Source organism: Raoultibacter timonensis (assembly GCF_022845715.1).
Taxonomy (GTDB): Bacteria; Actinomycetota; Coriobacteriia; order Coriobacteriales; family Eggerthellaceae; genus Raoultibacter; species Raoultibacter timonensis.
Window position 1 is genome coordinate 3,361,500 of record NZ_AP025564.1, and the last position, 17,277, is coordinate 3,378,776.

Sequence of the window (17,277 nt, forward strand, 5' to 3'; positions counted from 1 at the left end):
CCGACAGCGCATTCTGAAGACCGGCCGCATTCCGCAGCCGGTCTTTTAATCGCATGCAGACCGAGAACTCGAGCTATGCCCCCACAAGCTCTTGCAGTTCTCGCTTGCTATGTACGCCGAGCTTTGCATAGAGATGCTTCGAGTGGCCCTTCACCGTGCTTTCGGCAATGAACAACGTTTCGGCAATATACGCCTTCGAGCGTCCTTTGCAGATCATCTGCATGATCTCCAGCTCGCGAGGACTTATACCGTATTGGCTGGCCAGTGCCTCGCAGCGCTCGTCGATAGAGGCGAAATCCTCAGGCGGGGTGCTCGACGCATTGAGGTCGGAGAATATGTAGCGCATATCGGAATCGCGATTGCCCAGACACACCGCCACGACGATCGACATGGCGTACATGAGCACGAACGCAATTTTGAAATCACCGAACTGATCCAACGCCAAAGCGGGCGCCAACACCGCTCCCCCGAACAGGGGCGCCGCATAGGCCAGCCAACCGCATCCGAATACGATCACGGGGTTCAAATCGCTATGCCGTGCTATATCAGCACACGTCAGCCATACGAACAGCGTAATGAAGTTGAACGAAGCCGAAATCAACGCGTCTTCGTAATAGAAATCACCCACCAGCACGTTCATCAGAAGCACCGTACCAAGCGCCAACAGTATAAAGCGCCACAGCTGTACAAAGTCGAACGAACCGTTGCGCCTGAAAACCCAGAAGAGAACGACTGCCGAAAACACCACTTCAATAAAACGGCCTACGAAAAAGATCATCGGCGACGAAGTTTCCGCAGGCCCCTTGAGCAAAGCGAGCAGCACGGCGTTGGTAAGGCTAAACGTCACGACAACAATTGCAACCTTCCAAAGACTCGCATAGTTTTTTACTCCGTAGCGAATGCGAACAGGCTCGTGCGGAGGTCGATGAAGAAGCGATCTCCTGATGCACCACGATGAAACGAGCGGCAACACAGCCATCGCCGCCGCTCCAACCATCGGGGGAAGGAAGAATAAAGCCATCTTCGCAACCGATGCGACGATGCCGCTTCCAAACAAATAGAGCACCGCCCATTTGCTATCAATGTGCGAAAAGAAAACGCCCCATTGAAGGTAGGCGATTGCAATCCCGACGCCTCCGACGACCATAGCAATACCGCCGAACAGCGTATTGGCGGCATCCGCGTTGGCAATCACCACGAAAACCGTTGCCGCCGTCATGCAGCAGCCCGAAACCCACGCGCTCAGGGGCCCGACCGAGATCGCCGCTTTGCCAATGCGCCCGGTGCCCAACCCGAAGCCGACCGCCACCATGAAAACAGCAGACATCACACCGAACAGACCTTGCCACACGAATCCTTCGGGTAGGTTTGAATTGTTGTTGCTCACCCAAAGCCGCCACACGTACAACGCCCACAGGCCGAAATACGACCAATGAAGCCATGGATTGCCCCGGAGCCCCGACGATCCTCCCGAAGCGGTATCCGATTGCGCGGTTCGAACACCCGACAACATGCCAACCTCCTTGCGTTTTTCAACGCTACGAAGTGTAGCGTTTTTCGCCTTGCCCCGTGCGCCCGATACCCCCAAGAATCAAAACACCCCTTTTAGGGGGAGGGCGTTGCCCCCTTATGGAGCTGGTTCGGAAACGATTGCAAAAGCAGGATGAAAGCACCCCCAATCGCGAATCACAGCCAAACGAGACGGGGTGAAGTTTCGACATCAACACGAAGGAAGGGATCCATCATGGAATTCAATCAGAGTCGCCGCAGTTTTCTCAAAACGACGGGCGCAGCCGTGGCGGGCGTCGCGGGGGTAGCCGCCTTCGGACTTTCCGGATGCGCCGCCAACCAAAACGCAAACGCCGCCGCCGATTCGGCCTCGCTCCCCGAAGGATTCACCCAAGCGGATTTCGACGACTCGAACGTCGTCGTCGAACCCATTACCGAATTCGACGACGAGAAAACCTACGACATCGTCGTTGTCGGGGCCGGCACCTCCGGCATGCCTGCGGTATTGACGGCTCTTGAAGAAGGCGCGACCGTTGCATGCCTGCAGAAAGAATCGACCGCCATTGCCCAAGGGGGCGGCGACGGAGGCATCTGCCTCGAGGCCTCCACCGAAGTCGGCGTGCTTCAATGGCTTCAGGCATGGCGCGAATCGTGCAACTACCGCGTAAACATGGACCTCGCCCGTTTCTTCGCCTACCATTCCGGCGAAACGTCGATGTGGATGGCCAAACAGTCCAAAGCGGCGGGATATCCTCCGGCGGATTCGTGGTCACTGCACTTCGAGTTCGCCGACGGCAATTACGTGACGCAGACCAAAAACGCGTTCGGCGTCAAACCCGAAAACAACGGCACGCTCGTTCGAGCGCTCGCCGACTACGCCGAGACTATCGGAGCGGATATCTACTACAGCACCCCCGGCGTGCAGCTGATCAAGGAAGACGGCCGCATCACCGGCGTGGTGGGAGAGACGAAGGATCATAAGCGCATCAGGTTCAACGCTACAAAGGCCGTGATCCTCGCGACGGGCGACTATCAGAACAACAAATCGATGATCTCGCACTTTGCTCCCGACCTTTCGCGTTTCGCCTGCAAGCAGACCAATAAGACGGGAGACGGCATCCTCATGTCCGCCCTGGCAGGCGGCACCATGAGCCCCGTAGGCCACAGCAAGCAGATGCACGACATGGATGCCGGGCCCTACATGATGATCGATATCCCGTTTCTCGCGGTAAACGAAAACGGCGATCGGTTCATGAACGAACAGGTTCCCATGCACTTCTGGGACGAGACGCTGCGATACCAAGATGCCGAAGACCCCGGCAAGTTCTGCCGCATTTTCGATAACAATTACGTCGAGGCTGCAACCGCATGGGGATTCAAGCCCACCGATCGGGAATCGCTGCTCAAATATGTTCCCGGAGCAGTCGAGGACCCCACAGGCGTCATCACCGATCTCATCGACACCCACCGCTGCGATACGCTCGACGAACTCGCTGAAGAGCTCGGCATCCCCGCGGCCAATCTCAAGGCAAGCGTAGAACGCTACAACGAGCTGTGCGAAACCGGCGAAGACGTTGATTTTGGCAAGGAGAAGCAGTATCTCGCCCCCATCATCGAGCCGCCGTTCTGGGGCATCCACCAATGGATCAGGCTCACGGCCATGTGCTGCGGCATCAAGGTTGATGGAAACTACCAAGTGACCGATGCCGAGAACAACCCGATCCCCGGCCTGTACGCTGTCGGATTCGGGGCGGGCGACATGTGCGGGGACGGCGATTGGTCTCTTTACATGGGCAATATGTCATGCGGCTCGTGCATGACATCGGGACGCTACGCCACCATCCACGCACTCACCGGCGACCTTGTGCCGAGCCATCCCGCAAGCTGGGAAGAGACGAAGAACGCCGAGGGGTATCGCAAAGACGAGTGGCTCGCCGCGCAGGATGCGTAACCCCAAGGCCGATTAGCGCAAGAGACGTACAGCCATCAGACCGCACGGAAGCCGCAGTCCTCTGCGGCTTCCGTCTTTCGACGCCCTTCGGCGAGAAGCCGAGACACCTTACCCGTCAACGCCGCCCTTACGGCTCCGTGTCGCCGAGGCGTTTTTGCCAACGGGCTACTTACAGGCGGTTGTCGCTTCCCTCCCAAACGTACGCCGGCCCGCCTGCAGCCTTCCCCTTTTGCTATGGTCAGAGAAACAGAAAGCCGACACGGCTCGACAACAGACGAAGGGAGGAGCCATGTACGACCCCGCATCGAAAGCATTCGACGTGAAGCTTTTGACCTACAAACAGAGCTTTTTCGAGAGGCTCTTCGCCCGCAGAGCGTGGAAACTCGCCGCACGCAACGACGTGCGCTTCTAAAGCAACCGACGAAAGGAAAGCCATGAAAAACGCACTGATAGCCGTAGCAGCTCTGGGAGCAGCCTTTGTGATCGGCTCGAAAATGATGGGCAGCAGTCCGAAAGAGGTTGCCGGCACCATCGCCGCAAACGCTTCGAGCGCCGTCGAAGAGGCGAAGCAGAAAGCGGGCAAAGCCGCCTCTCACACGAAGAAAAAGGCCTCGAAAGCAGCTGAAAGCATGGAGGAAACAGCCCACGGAGCCGAAAAAGCCGTCAAAGACGTCGTTTCCAACGTAGCTTCCGACGTAAAAAGCGCCAGCTAACCTCAACCTCGTTTTTCGTCAACGAGGCGGTAGAACTCTTCGAGCGCAAGCGGCTTGGAGAACACGAAGCCCTGGATCATATCGCACGAAGTAGTTTGGATGAACGCCAGCTGCTCGGCGGTTTCGACGCCCTCCATAACGGTTTCCATCTCAAGCCGCTGCGCCATGTCGATCACCGTCCGAACAACCACCTTGCCTTTGTCGGACGCGGCCCTGTCAAACAGAAACTCCCGATCGAGCTTGAGCACGTTGACGGGAAGGTCCTTCAAGGCGTTGAGCGACGACTGGCCCGAACCAAAATCGTCGATCGAGCATCGCAGCCCCGCCTTGCCGAACTCGTCGATCACCTCGATCGCATGATCGAGATCCTCCAGCACCATGTTTTCGGTAAACTCGAGTTCGGTTAATCCGTCGGGTATCGCATAGGCGTTTTTGATTGCAACGTACGTGGGCACGAACTCGCGACTGTGCAAATGCAACCGCGAAACATTCACCGAAACGGGTACTACCGGAAGCCCGGCGTCGATGCGCTGCCTCAGCGAACGGCATACGGCGGTAAACATGAACTCGTCGAGCTTGATGATGAATCCGTTCTGCTCGAATATCGGCACGAACTCGTCTGGTCCAACGACTACCCCACCTGGCCTGCTCCAACGAACAAGCGCTTCCCCGCCAAGAACGCTGGTACCATCGGTGTTGAACTTAGGCTGGACGAGCGGAAAGAACTCGTTGTTCTCGAGCGCCGCATCCATTATGCATTCGATCTCCGCTCTGCGGAGCATCGATTCGCGCATCGAGCTGTTGAACACGCACAGCTCTTTGCTTATTTTTCGTCCTTCGGTTTTAGCGATGCGGGCGCGGTCCGTCAATTCGGTCACCGATGCCTCGGGAGCATCTTCGCTGCAGCATACTCCGGCAGACAAAAGCAACGGCTTACCCGCAGCGGTAATCTCTTTTGCCTGATCAATAGCTTTTTGGCAGCAAGCCACGATGTCGTCGACGGTTTCATACGGGCGCAAGATAATGAAATGGTCGGCTGTAGCGCGGCAGGCAATACCGTCCTCGCCGCTTGCCTCTCGCATGATGTCGGCAACCCCGCACAGCACTTCGTCGCCGTACTGATACCCTTCGACATCGTTGATCAGCTTGAGGTCGACTATGTTGAAGTACACCGCTGCAAGCCCTGGCCCGCCGACGGAACCGGCAGTCGCAGCACCTCCCGAAGACCGCCTCGCGCGATCGCGGAACGCCGAGAGCATCTTGGCTCCCTCGATCCCGAACTTGTCGGAGCTATACAGGCCGGTCAGCGTATCAAAGTAGGCGATTCGCTCAACTTCCTTGCGATGTGCGGCGCTTGACCGCCAGTACACGACCAAGATCAGCAGAAGCCCTGCAACGATGACGGCGCACAGAACGAACGTTGCCTGAAGGATAACCCGGGCCTGTTCCATGATTACGCCGCTTGGAATTATGGATACGATATCCCATCCATCGGTCGTCTCGAGGGGAGAATGGCAGAACACGTAGTCCTGACCCAGATAGGTGAACTGGGCCACGCCGCGCTTCCCCTGTTCGAGCGCGGATCGAAACGACGAGATCACCCCGGCGTCGTTTCCCTCGCTTTCCACGATATCGTAGACGTTGGAAATGGTGCGGTTGCTGTTTCGATGTGTCGAGCGCACAATTATGTCACCGTCGTCGTTTACCACATACGAGAACCCGCTATCGCCGTAAAACGAAAGGGAGAACCGGTCGGAAACCTCCTGCAAGGGGCGCGATTTGCGCACAAGGCCCTCGACCCCGTCGGCGAAGGTGAACTTCTCGTACACGCCGATCATGCTGACGCCCGTCATCTCATCCAAAAACGGCTCGATCACCCCACGCCCGTCTTTGTCCGCAACGGCAAGCCGATCCTCTTCGGAAAGAACCTTTGGGCCATCGGCCTCCAAACGAAACACATCGCCCGTCGAAACATTGACGCACAGATAGCTCGCGCTTCCGTCGTTCCCGTCGAACAGCGTTATCTTCTCCTCGATGCGACCGGTGTCCGATGAATCCTGCATCTCGAGCTCGCCGGCTAGAAGATCGAGCGTGTCGAGATCCTTTTCAAAGAAGACGTCGAAAGCGCGCTGGCCCTGAGTGGTAACCTCGAGCGTGTCGGTGACCGACTTGTCCCAAAGCGAGCCGTACACGAACGTGGCGAACATTCCCGCGCCGACCACGATGACCGCCGCGATCGCAACCGTGAGGACGGTGATAAGCGTACGTCTTTTCAAACGGATTCGCCCCCTTGTCCGGATGCAGTCGCTATCAGCTCGGCAAGCAGCGCTTCCGCCTCTTCGGCAGTCCTGCCTTCCAAGAGCGCGGCTACGCATTCCCGCACAGAGCTCCAGATGGGAAGATGCAAATTGTCATCCGATCCGATCACGGTAACGCCGCTTTCAAAAGCGGCGGCTATCGGCGCCAACGATCCGTCATCCGGGGCCGCGTTGCCGATAAGCGGGCTGAACGAGCATTGGCTGTTCGCGAAAAGCTCGATAGGCCCAGGCCGAGTAAGGTACGTCACGAAATCCTTTGCCTGCTCGACATGCGGGCCGTTCGCGTTCACGCTCACCCTCGTGTCCACGTTGACCACGAGCACCGAACGATCGTCGAGCACTGGATAGGGATGCACATCGAATTCGAGGTCGGGAGCCAGATCGTGCATCCGCACCGACGCCCACGCGCCGGTCAGCATGAACGGGTATGCGCCGGTGGCGAATTGACTGAGATCGTCTGCCGTCTTTTCGGTTTCGAGGGCGAGGCCCGCATCCACCCAACCGCCCGAGATCATCCGCTCCACAACCTCGAACCCCTCACGCAGATGCGAAACCAAGCCCGCATGATCATCATTGAACGAAACGATGGCGGCAGTCGGGTCCGCCGAATCGTAGACGTCGGCAAGCCCGCGAGCTATGGCAACCGTCTTGAGCGAAATGTCGTTGTTCGCCACAACGGGAAGCACTCCTTCGGCAACAAACTTCTCGCATGCCCGTTCGAATTCAGCGAAGGTGCGAGGCACCGAAACGCCGTATGCCGCAAGCATATCCGTGTTGCAGTACAGCCCGAATGCCGAAATAGATGTCGGTACGTAGTCGATTGCACCCTCGGAACGCATCTGACTGAGAGCCAGTTCGCTGAACGAGGAGATGGTCGCAAGGTCGGAAAGATCCGCAAGGTAGCCCGCCGCCTCGAACTCCAGTACGGTGTCGTGGTCGACCATGAACACGTCGTCGCCCAAACCCGCCGCAAGGCGCTTATCGAGCGCGTCGAAGTAGGGAAGGCTTTTGATCGATTCGTACACGATGGATACGCCGCCGTTTTCATCCATGTAGCCGTGCAGCGCCTCTTCGATGGCGATCACGTTCAAAGGTTCGTACTTGAAGCCGAAAAAGGTAAGCTGAACCGCTGCGGCATCGACATCCGTATCGTCGACGACGACATTCCTGCTCGAAGTGCAACCCGGAGCCAAGAACAGCAGCGCAGAAGCGGCGGCGGCCGCGCAGAAGCCCCTTCTCGTTAACGAATGCGATGAATGCCGAGAAAAAACCGACGTGTCCGTCGATTCCCCCATCCTGCGCTCCATCATCCGCACCTCGCCATACCGACGCAAGCCCTGCGCCTTCCGCTCTCGTTTCGATGCTTCAATTATAACGAAAACGATCACATAATAAGCGGCGATCTTCGCGATGCAAGCATAAAAGGTGCCGCGGCCTTCTTCCGCGGCACCGCATGATCCTACGCCTTTTCGGTGAGGTATTCGACCTCGCCGACGTTCTCGCTTGCAGGTTCCGGCGTTGCCGATTTCACGAACGCATCACGCGACGCCTTCGCCTCATCCACCTTGTCGGCCAAATTCGCCTTCGCCACCGAGATCATCAGCTTGATGCGGTTGAGCTGGTTGACCTCGGATGCGCCGGGATCGTAGTCGACCGCGACGATGTTGCTCTCGGGGTAGCGGCGGCGCAGCTCCTTGATAACGGCCTTGCCCACCACGTGGTTCGGCAGACACGCGAAGGGCTGCGTGCACACGACGTTCGGTGCGCCTGTGCGGATGAGTTCGACCATCTCGGCCGTGAGCAGCCATCCCTCGCCCATCGAGTTGCACAGGCTCAAGATCTCGCTCGCGTACTCGGCAAGCTCGTAGATGCTCGCCGGAGGCTCGAAACGGTTCGATTTTGCAAGCGCTTTGGTAACGGGAGCACGGAACCTCTCGACCACCTTGAGCGCAATGCGGCTGCCGATGGCACCCTTCGCCGAACGACCGAGGGGGTCTTTCTGGAAGATTCCGCCCGCAATGCCGAACAGGAAGAATTCGATGAGGCCAGGAACGACAGCCTCGCAGCCTTCACGCTCGATCACATCGATGATCTGGTTGTTTGCCGTAGGATGGAACTTGACGAGGATTTCGCCCACCACGCCGACACGCGGCTTGGCACCTTCGCCTTTGAGCGGCAGCGTATCGAAATCTTCGACGATCTGGCGCACCGTCCGTTTGAACTCGCCGCGCGAGGTGCCGCTCCCAAGCTGCTTCTTACACGTGTCCATCCAGTAGTCGAACAGACGCGTTGCGCTCCCCCCCTCAACCTCGTAGGGACGCGTGCGGTACAAGCACATCATGAGCAGGTCGCCGTAGCACAGGGCGTATACCGCCTGCAGCAGCATCTTCGGCGTGATCTTGAAGCCGGGATTCTCCTCGTCGAGCTTTTTGAACGACAGCGAGATGACGGGGATGTGCTCGAGGCCGACCGACTTGAGCGCCTTGCGGATGAGCGCGATGTAGTTGGTCGCACGGCAGCCGCCGCCCGTCTGTGTGATGATGATGGCGAGCTTGTCGGTATCGTAGCGGCCGCTCATGACCGCTTCCATGACCTGCCCCGTCGTAAGGATCGACGGATAGCAGATGTCGTTGTTCACGTATTTGAGGCCCGCATCGACCGCACCGTGATCGACCGACGGCAAAAGCTCGAGGTTGTAGCCGAACCGATGGAAGATGTCGATCAGAAGCTCGAAGTGGATGGGTGCCATCTGCGGAGCGAGAATCGTATAGCCCTGAGCCTTCATCTCCTCGGTATACTGAGCGCGAGCGAATTCGGTCGGCGTACCTTCACGCTGCTTGAGCGCTTCCGCAGCCTCGGGATCGGCCTTTTCGGTGAACGTCTCGGGTACGATCGACGCACCGGCAAGCTCTGCGGCGATACGGCCCTCGGTCGCACCGGTCTTCTTGTCGAGCACGGCTTCGGGCGTTGTCGCGAGCGTCTCGAGGACGGCGCTCGCCGCCGGGCACCCGCGGTTCATGCTTTCCCTCTCGGCAGCATCGTCCGCCTGGTCTTTGAGCGCCGCAAGCAGGCTCCGCACGCGGATACGAGCAGCACCGAGGTTCGAAACCTCGTCGATTTTGAGCACGGTGTACACCTTGCCCGCCGCCTCGAGGATCTCCTGCACCTGATCGGTCGTGAGCGCATCGAGCCCGCAGCCGAACGAGTTCAGCTGGATGAGGTCGAGATCCTTGCGCTCGGTGGCAACCTTCGCCGCCGCGTACAGACGCGTATGGTACATCCACTGGTCGACTACGCGGATGGGCCGCTCGAGCGTACCCAGGTGCGCAACCGAATCCTCGGTGAGCACCGCCAGCCCGAAGCTCGTCAAGAGCTCGGGGATAGCATGGTTGATTTCGGGATCGTTGTGGTACGGACGACCAGCGAGGACGATGCCGTGCGTACCGGTCTCCTCCATCCATGCGAGCGTTTCGGTGCCCTGGGCGCGGATGTCGCGCTTGAACGCCTCGTCCTCGGCCCACGCCGCCTCGACGGCAGCATCGATATCGGCCTGAGTCGGTGCGGGAACGCCTTCGCCCATAAGCTCGGGGTGAGCTTCGACGAGCTCGACGAACAGGCGCTTCTTCAGATGCTCCTTCTGATCGTAGGGCAGCCACGGGTTCAAAAACGCCGTTTCGGATTCGCGCAGTTCGTCGATGTTGAGGCGCAACGCCTCAGGATAGCTCGCCACGATCGGGCAGTTGAAGTGGTTGCCCGCACCTTCGTCCTCCTGTCGCTCCCACTTCGAGCAGGGGAACCAGATGAAATCGGGGTGCTTGTCGAGCAGGTTCATGATATGGCCGTGGGAAAGCTTCGCCGGATAGCACACCGATTCCGACGGCATCGACTCGATACCCGCCTCGTAGGTTTTCTTGGTTGAGGGATCGGAAAGCACCACGCGGTAGCCGAGCTCGGTGAAGAACGTGAACCAGAACGGGTAGTTCTCGTACATGTTGAGCGCGCGCGGAATGCCCACCGAGCCGCGTGGAGCGGCTTCGGCGGCAAGCGGCGTGTAGTCGAACAGGCGCTTGCTCTTGTACTCGTAGAGGTTGGGGACGTTTTTGCTCTCGTCGAGCGTGCCAGCGCCCTTTTCGCAGCGGTTGCCCGTGATGAAACGGCGATGCTTGCCGGTGACCTCGTCTTTGCCGAAATCGTTCACCGTGAGCAGACACGAGTTCGAGCAGCCCTTACAGCGAACGGTCTTGTGCGTGGGGCTGAGCGACGCAAGCTGGTCGAGCGTGAGCATCGAGGTCTGCACGGTGCCGCGGCCGCCCATGCGAAGCGCGTCCTCGCCGTATCGGTCGCGCGCGAGCAGCGCTGCGCCGTACGCACCCATGTTGCCCGCGATGTCGGGACGCACCGCATTGACCTCGGAAAGCTGTTCGAACGCACGCAAGACGGCGTCGTTCAAGAACGTTCCGCCCTGCACGATGACCTTGCTTCCCACATCATGGGGATCGCGGATCTTGATGACCTTGAACAGCGCGTTTTTGATGACCGAGATGGCGAGGCCCGCAGCGATATCGCCTACCGTCGCACCTTCCTTCTGCGCCTGCTTCACGCGGCTGTTCATGAACACGGTGCAGCGGCTGCCGAGATCGACGGGGTTTTCGGCCTCGATGGCCGTGCTTGCGAACTCCGCCACATCGAGGTTCAAACCCGTCGCGAAGCTTTCGATGAAGCTGCCGCAGCCCGAAGAGCACGCCTCGTTGAGCATGATGTGGTCGATCACGCCGTCCTTCACGCGCAGGCATTTCATATCCTGACCGCCGATATCGAGGATGAACTCGACGCCGGGCAGCATTTCCTGGGCGCCGCGCAGGTGCGCGACCGTCTCGATCTCGCCCGAGTCCACGCGCAGCGCCTCAAGCAGCAAACCTTCGCCGTATCCCGTCACGGTCGCGTGGCCGATGCGCACGGCAGGCTCCCCCGTCTCGGCATCGACGGGCAGCGCGTTGTACATGTTGGCAAGCGCCGCCTTGGCGCATCCGAGCACATCTCCCTTGTTGCTCGCATAGTGCGTCCACAAAAGGCTGCCGTCTTCTCCGATGAGCGCCGCCTTGAACGTGGTCGAACCCGCATCGATGCCGAGATAGGCCACGCCCTCGTACGCCATGAGATCGCCGCGGCGCACGCGCTCGTTGCTGTGGCGCTCTTTGAACTCGTCGTAATCGTCGGCGCTTGCGAACAAGGGAGCGAGGCGCACCACTTCGGAACCTTGGATATCGCCGAGACCCTTCAGACGATCGACCACCTCGCCGAGTCGCTCGGCTTTGGCCTCGTGGCCCGCTATGGCGCAGCCCGAAGCAACGAACAGGTGGGCGTCGTGGGGAACGATGATATGCTCCTCGTCGAGGCCGAGCGTCTCGTAGAAGCGCTTGCGCAGCTCGGGAAGGTACTGCAAAGGACCGCCGAGAAACGCGACGTTGCCGCGGATCGGACGGCCGCACGCAAGGCCCGAGATGGTCTGCGTCACAACCGATTGGAAGATCGAGGCCGCGATATCCTCTTTGCGGGCGCCCTCGTTCAGAAGCGGCTGCACGTCGGTTTTGGCGAACACGCCACAGCGGCTTGCAATGGGGTAGATCGTCGTATGGTTCTGCGCAAGCTCGTTCAAACCGCCCGCATCGGTATTGAGAAGCGCCGCCATCTGATCGATGAACGCGCCGGTTCCGCCCGCGCATGTTCCGTTCATGCGCTGCTCGATGCCCTGATCGAAGTAGATGATCTTCGCATCTTCGCCGCCGAGCTCGATGGCCACGTCTGTTTTAGGGATGAAGGTCTCTACCGCCGTCTTGCTGGCGATGACCTCCTGCACGAACTCGATGTTGAGCCATTGAGCCAAAAGCAGACCGCCCGAACCGGTGATGGCGATGGTCATCGCCTTGTCGCCGTATTCTTGCGCGGCCTCCTCGAGCACCTCGATGATCGTCGCCCGCACATCGGCGTGATGACGACGGTACAGGGAATAGCGGATGGCGTTCTCGCTATCGAGAATCGCCAGTTTGACGGTGGTCGACCCCACATCGATGCCGATGTGCAGGATTTCGTTTTCCTGTTGGACGGACTCGGTGGTCACGATTTTCTCCTTCGGCTGCTTATCTTCATCGTTACAATTTGATCGATTCGCCCGGCTTGATGAAGAGAAGCCTCATAGCGATGAGGGCCATCTCTTCCGAGCTTTCCCGCATGCCCGTTTCGATCCACTGCATGATCACCCCGAGATAGGCGGAAGCGAAAAATGCAATGTAGTAGTTCACGAACGGCGTTGGGTTGCTGCGATACCGCTCGTGAAGAATGGATTGGATGAGGTTGCCGCACACCCTGTCACGGAGGCGGGGGCCGAAACCAACATCTCCCCCGGGGCCGAGCACAGCATGGAGGAAATCCCCCTCCGCGCGCAGATAGTCGAACAGCTCGACCAGAAAGGGAAGAGGCTTCTTCCTCAGCTGATACGCGAGGATCTCTTTGAGATTCAAGCTGCGCATCTTGTCTTGGAACCGTTCGAGATCGGTCATGACTTCCGCCTCGAACGACGCAAGCAGATCGTCTTTGTCCTGATAGTGGTTGTAGAACGTACCGCGGTTCAGATCGGCGCGAGCGCAGAGGTCGTTCACCGTGATGTTGTCGAACCCGCATTCCTCCATAAGCACGATCAGCGCATCGCGCAACGCCTTTTTAGAGCGGGTGATACGCCGGTCAACCGTACATGCGGTCGGAACCGCAGAGCCTTCGGCTCCGCTCGATTCCCCGAGCGCCGCACAGTCAAGTGCTGCTGCAGCTTCGGCCATGGCACCTTCTTTCCGCGGCATCGCGACTTCCGTCGCACATCGCTCCTGTTCACCTTTGATAATGAACAATTCGATCATTATTCAACACTTTGTTCAATAGCGTATTGTACGGGAAAAGGGCGGTTTTCTCAACAGGGATACCGTATTCAATAGGAAAGATCACACCATTTCGCAAAGACAGCCGGATCGCTTTCATCGGAAGGTGGTCGCCGCCCAAGATGGCAGAAAAGGCGAGTAATTCGTCGTTGATGCGGCGCTTGCTCGGCAGCCTGCGCAATCGGCGTTCACTTCTTTATCGTTCTCCCTGCTCAGTCCCCTATCCGCATCGTCGGCTGCGAGCATGGGTTTCGACGGCGACGAATTGCTCGCCTTTTCTGCCATCATTTGGGTCTTTTGAACGGATGCTTCACAGCTCCGCAGAAATCCGTTTATAATAAGCCACGTCAGCACAGTCAGACAGAAAGGATCAGATATGAGGTCAGAACAAGTATGCTAACCGGCGGCGCTTGCGCCGCCACGATCCGCGTTCTCAGCAGTGCGGATCTGAAACCCCTGCTCACCTTCGCCCAGATCATCGATCAAGCGGAGCGGGCGTACGTCTGGAAGTCAGAAGGTCTCACTTCCACTTTCCCCTTGGTGTTCCACGAGTTTGCGCCCGGCACGGCCGACATGGACATCAAATCGGGTCACTTGAAACCAGCCGGCATCTTCGGCATGAAGCTGGTCTCGTTCTTCGAACCAAACATCCAAAAAGGAATAGCCCCGCTCAACGCCTCGATCATGCTCTACGATGATACGAACGGGCTGCTGCGCGCCGTTATCGAGGGTGCGCATCTCGGCGGGCTGCGCACCGGTGCCGCCGCAGCTCTCGGCGCAAAGCACTTGGCGCGGCGTTCGAGCGAAGAGTTCCTCGTCATCGGATGCGGGCATCAGTGCACCTACCAGGTTGCCGCAATGCTCACAGCCCTGCCGGGAATCCGCCGTGTTTCGGTCTGCGATCCGAGAACGCCTTCGCAAGCCGTTAAAATGGCAGTCGATCTGCCCGAACGGCTCGAAGCCGATTTCGGCATCGATGCGCAGGGCGTCGGCTTCGAAGCGATCGACGACCTCGAAGCAGCGGTCCGCAGAAGCGACGTCATCACGACGATCACCCCCGCCCGAGAGCCGATCGTCAAGGATAGCTGGGTGTCTCCCGGCACGCACATAAACTGCGTCGGCGCCGACATGAAAGGCAAGCAGGAAGTCGAAAGCGCCCTCGTTGCCCGCGCTCGCGTGTTCACCGACGATACGACGCAATGCGTCGATGTCGGCGAAATCGAAGTGCCGCTTTCCGAAAAGGCCATCTCGATCGAACGCATCGCAGGCGAAATCGGAGACGTCATCGTCGGTGCCGTTCAAGGAAGACGATCCGAAAACGACATAACCCTGTTCGATACCACGGGCCTCGCCATCCAAGACCTGGCAGCCGCCAAAGCAGCCCTCGATGCCGCCGAAGCCAATGATGCAGGAGCATCGATAGATTTCGCTTGAACCGAACCGTACTGCCGCATGGCAGAGAAATGGAGTAAACCATGCATATCCGTGATTTCGGCGTAGAGATGTGGATGAACGAATACGAGAACGACTGCACGTACAACCTTGCCGAGACCTGCGTGAAATCCCTCACGGTCGACGAGCTCGTCTCGCTCGCCGGCCGAGGCGACGACGTATGGGACGATATCCGTGCGATGCAGCTCACCTACGGGGCGATCGAAGGCTCTGATCGCCTGCGTACGGGCATAAGCGGCCTGTACGAGACGATCGGGCTTCCCAACATCACCATCACCCACGGTGCCATCGGAGCCAACGACCTCGCCATCAACGCGCTGGTCGATCCCGGCGACCACGTGATCAGCGTACTGCCCACCTACCAACAGCTCTATTCGATTCCCGAATCGCTCGGCGCACGGGTGAGCATCTGCCACCTGAAACCGGAGAACGGTTTCCTTCCCGACCTCGACGAAATGCGCGCCTTCGCGCAGGACGGCGTGAAGCTCATCTGCGTCAACAACCCCAACAACCCCTCGGGGGCGGTCATGGGCGAGGCGTTCATGCGCGAAATCGTCGCAATAGCCCGCGAACACGATGCCTGGGTGCTCTGCGACGAGGCCTATCGTGGCCTCAACCATGCGCCCTACGGGCAGAGCTTCGCCCCCGCCATGGCAGACCTGTACGAGAAGGGCGTAAGCGTCGGTTCGTTCTCCAAGACGTTCTCGCTCGCGGGGCTCCGGCTCGGATGGGTCGCCGCACCCGAGGAGCTCATTACGCGCATAAGCCGTCGGCGCGACTACAACACGATCAGCTGCGGCATGATCGACGACTACCTGGCAACCATGGCCATCGAGAACCGCGAAGCGCTGCTGCGGCGCAACCTCAAGATCGTCGCCGACAACGCAGCGGTCCTCGATGAGTGGGTGCAAAGCGAACCCCGCATCTCCTACGTCGCCCCCAAAGGCGGAACCACGGCGTTTCTGCACTACGATGCCAACATCGGTAGCGTGACGTTCTGCAAGCGCCTGCTCGACGAGAAGGGCGTGCTGTTGCTGCCCGGATCCGCCATGGACATGGAAGGATGGCTCCGCATCGGATACTGCTACGCGGAAGACACCTCGCAGCTCGGGCAAGGACTCGCGCTCGTATCCGAATTCCTCAGGAACTTCGATTAGCGCGGAGGCCACCTCATGAGGCACTTCTCTTCGAAACGCATGCTCGGCAGCGACGGGCTCGGCGCCATGATGGCGGCATCCGACGCCGCACTCTCAAAAGCCGTTATCGACCTGTCGCTCGGCGATCCCGACCTCGATACCGACGCCGCCGTAATCGAGAAAGCCTTCGAGGACGCAAAGCGCGGCTTCACCCACTACGCGCCCGCCCTCGGCGACCCTGATCTCATCGATGCGATCAGGGTCGCCTGGCACGAGGATTACGGCATCGGCGTCGATGAGAACCGCATCATGGTGACGGCGAGCGGATGCCACGCGATGTGGCTGCTGCTTTCGGCCATCCTCGATCCCGGCGACGAGGTGATCGTTTTCGCCCCGTACTTCCCGCCCTACCCCGACCAGATCGAAGCAGCGGGCGGCGCTGCCGTTATCGTCGGCACCGATCCTGACGGCGGTTTTATACCCGACGCGGATGCGCTCGGCCGCGCCATCGGGCCGCACACCAAAGCGGTCATCGTCAACACGCCCTGCAACCCCACGGGTGCATGCCTGACTCGCGAGCAGATGGAGCCCCTGCTCGCGATATGCGTGAACCACGAACTGCTGCTCATCGCCGACGACATCTACACGGCCTACGACTTCGGCTCGCCGTTCGTCCCCTTCGCCGGGCTTGCAGGATCCGATGGATGCGTGGCAACCGTAAAATCTTTTTCCAAGGACTACTGCATGAGCGGCTGGAGGGTCGGCTATACCGTGGCGCCGCCCGACGTTATCGCGGCTATGCGAAAGGTCAACGAAAGCAACGTGTTCACCGCGCCGATCGTTTCGCAGCGCGCAGCGCTGCACGCCCTCAATGCACGAACGAGCATCAGGGCATGCGTACACGATACGTACGAGAAGCGCATGGCCTACGCGCTTTCGAGGGTTGCAGGAATTTCCGGCGTGGACGCCTCACCCTCGAGCGGAAGCCTGTATTTGTTTCTCGACGTGAGGAACAGCGGGTTTACCGACGAAGCATTCGCGGCAGCACTGCTCGAACGCGAACGGATATCGGTCATCCCCGGCAGCGCGTTCGGAGACGCCGGACGCGGCTTCGTCCGCATTGCCCTCAGAGTCGATGTCGCCGCCCTCGCCTTTGTATTCGACGCGATCGAGCGGATCACAGCGGGCGGCGAGCAAGAGGCGGGGGATTAACGGCTGCGGCGATGCAACGTCGATTGTCACCCCGATCAATTCGCTGCAGTTGACGGAAGC

At 59.4% G+C, this 17,277-nt stretch carries 11 protein-coding genes; 6 read left to right on the top strand and 5 right to left on the bottom strand.

Features of this window, described 5'->3' with window-relative positions; all coding sequences use genetic code 11:
- Positions 1–73 precede the first annotated feature (73 nt).
- The gene (locus MWL89_RS13770; RefSeq protein ID WP_102379923.1) at positions 74–1,513 is read right to left on the bottom strand and encodes a helix-turn-helix transcriptional regulator; all 1,440 of its coding nucleotides are present in this window, start codon (positions 1,511–1,513) and stop codon (positions 74–76) included.
- Positions 1,514–1,744: 231 nt separating this feature from the next.
- Between MWL89_RS13770 and MWL89_RS13775 the strand changes: the two genes are divergently transcribed.
- From MWL89_RS13775 to MWL89_RS13780, 3 genes are all read left to right on the top strand, one after another.
- A complete protein-coding gene (locus MWL89_RS13775; protein WP_244386757.1) occupies positions 1,745–3,460 on the top strand; it encodes an FAD-dependent oxidoreductase in 1,716 nt (571 codons plus the stop codon).
- A gap of 289 nt (positions 3,461–3,749) precedes the next feature.
- Complete coding sequence (locus tag MWL89_RS16350; RefSeq protein WP_279611932.1) at positions 3,750–3,872, top strand: hypothetical protein; 123 nt, start codon at positions 3,750–3,752, stop codon at positions 3,870–3,872.
- A gap of 22 nt (positions 3,873–3,894) precedes the next feature.
- Positions 3,895–4,173 carry a hypothetical protein gene (locus tag MWL89_RS13780; RefSeq protein ID WP_244386758.1) on the top strand — a complete coding sequence of 93 codons (279 nt, stop codon included), beginning with the start codon at positions 3,895–3,897 and terminating at the stop codon, positions 4,171–4,173.
- Positions 4,174–4,175: 2 nt separating this feature from the next.
- Here MWL89_RS13780 and MWL89_RS13785 read toward each other — a convergent pair whose 3' ends face one another.
- The 4 genes from MWL89_RS13785 to MWL89_RS13800 form a co-directional block, all read right to left on the bottom strand.
- Positions 4,176–6,449 carry an EAL domain-containing protein gene (locus tag MWL89_RS13785; protein ID WP_244386761.1) on the bottom strand — a complete coding sequence of 758 codons (2,274 nt, stop codon included), beginning with the start codon at positions 6,447–6,449 and terminating at the stop codon, positions 4,176–4,178.
- A complete protein-coding gene (locus tag MWL89_RS13790; protein WP_244386763.1) occupies positions 6,446–7,786 on the bottom strand; it encodes an ABC transporter substrate-binding protein in 1,341 nt (446 codons plus the stop codon). Before MWL89_RS13790 ends, MWL89_RS13785 begins: the two co-directional genes overlap by 4 nt.
- A 164-nt stretch (positions 7,787–7,950) precedes the next feature.
- Positions 7,951–12,609 carry a 2-hydroxyacyl-CoA dehydratase gene (locus MWL89_RS13795; protein ID WP_244386765.1) on the bottom strand — a complete coding sequence of 1,553 codons (4,659 nt, stop codon included), beginning with the start codon at positions 12,607–12,609 and terminating at the stop codon, positions 7,951–7,953.
- A 31-nt stretch (positions 12,610–12,640) separates the two neighbouring features.
- Positions 12,641–13,321 carry a TetR/AcrR family transcriptional regulator gene (locus MWL89_RS13800; protein ID WP_102380397.1) on the bottom strand — a complete coding sequence of 227 codons (681 nt, stop codon included), beginning with the start codon at positions 13,319–13,321 and terminating at the stop codon, positions 12,641–12,643.
- 489 nt (positions 13,322–13,810) lie between these two features.
- On the opposite strand from MWL89_RS13800, the gene MWL89_RS13805 reads away from it, so the two are divergent.
- The 3 genes from MWL89_RS13805 to MWL89_RS13815 are packed head-to-tail and all read left to right on the top strand — an operon-like array spanning position 13,811 to position 17,217.
- A complete protein-coding gene (locus MWL89_RS13805; protein WP_244386767.1) occupies positions 13,811–14,851 on the top strand; it encodes an ornithine cyclodeaminase family protein in 1,041 nt (346 codons plus the stop codon).
- A 41-nt stretch (positions 14,852–14,892) separates the two neighbouring features.
- The gene (locus tag MWL89_RS13810; protein WP_244386769.1) at positions 14,893–16,026 is read left to right on the top strand and encodes an aminotransferase; all 1,134 of its coding nucleotides are present in this window, start codon (positions 14,893–14,895) and stop codon (positions 16,024–16,026) included.
- Between the two features lie 15 nt (positions 16,027–16,041).
- Positions 16,042–17,217: an aminotransferase class I/II-fold pyridoxal phosphate-dependent enzyme gene (locus MWL89_RS13815; RefSeq protein WP_244386776.1), complete on the top strand. Its 1,176-nt coding sequence runs from the start codon at positions 16,042–16,044 to the stop codon at positions 17,215–17,217.
- The last annotated feature ends 60 nt before the right edge of the window (positions 17,218–17,277 follow it).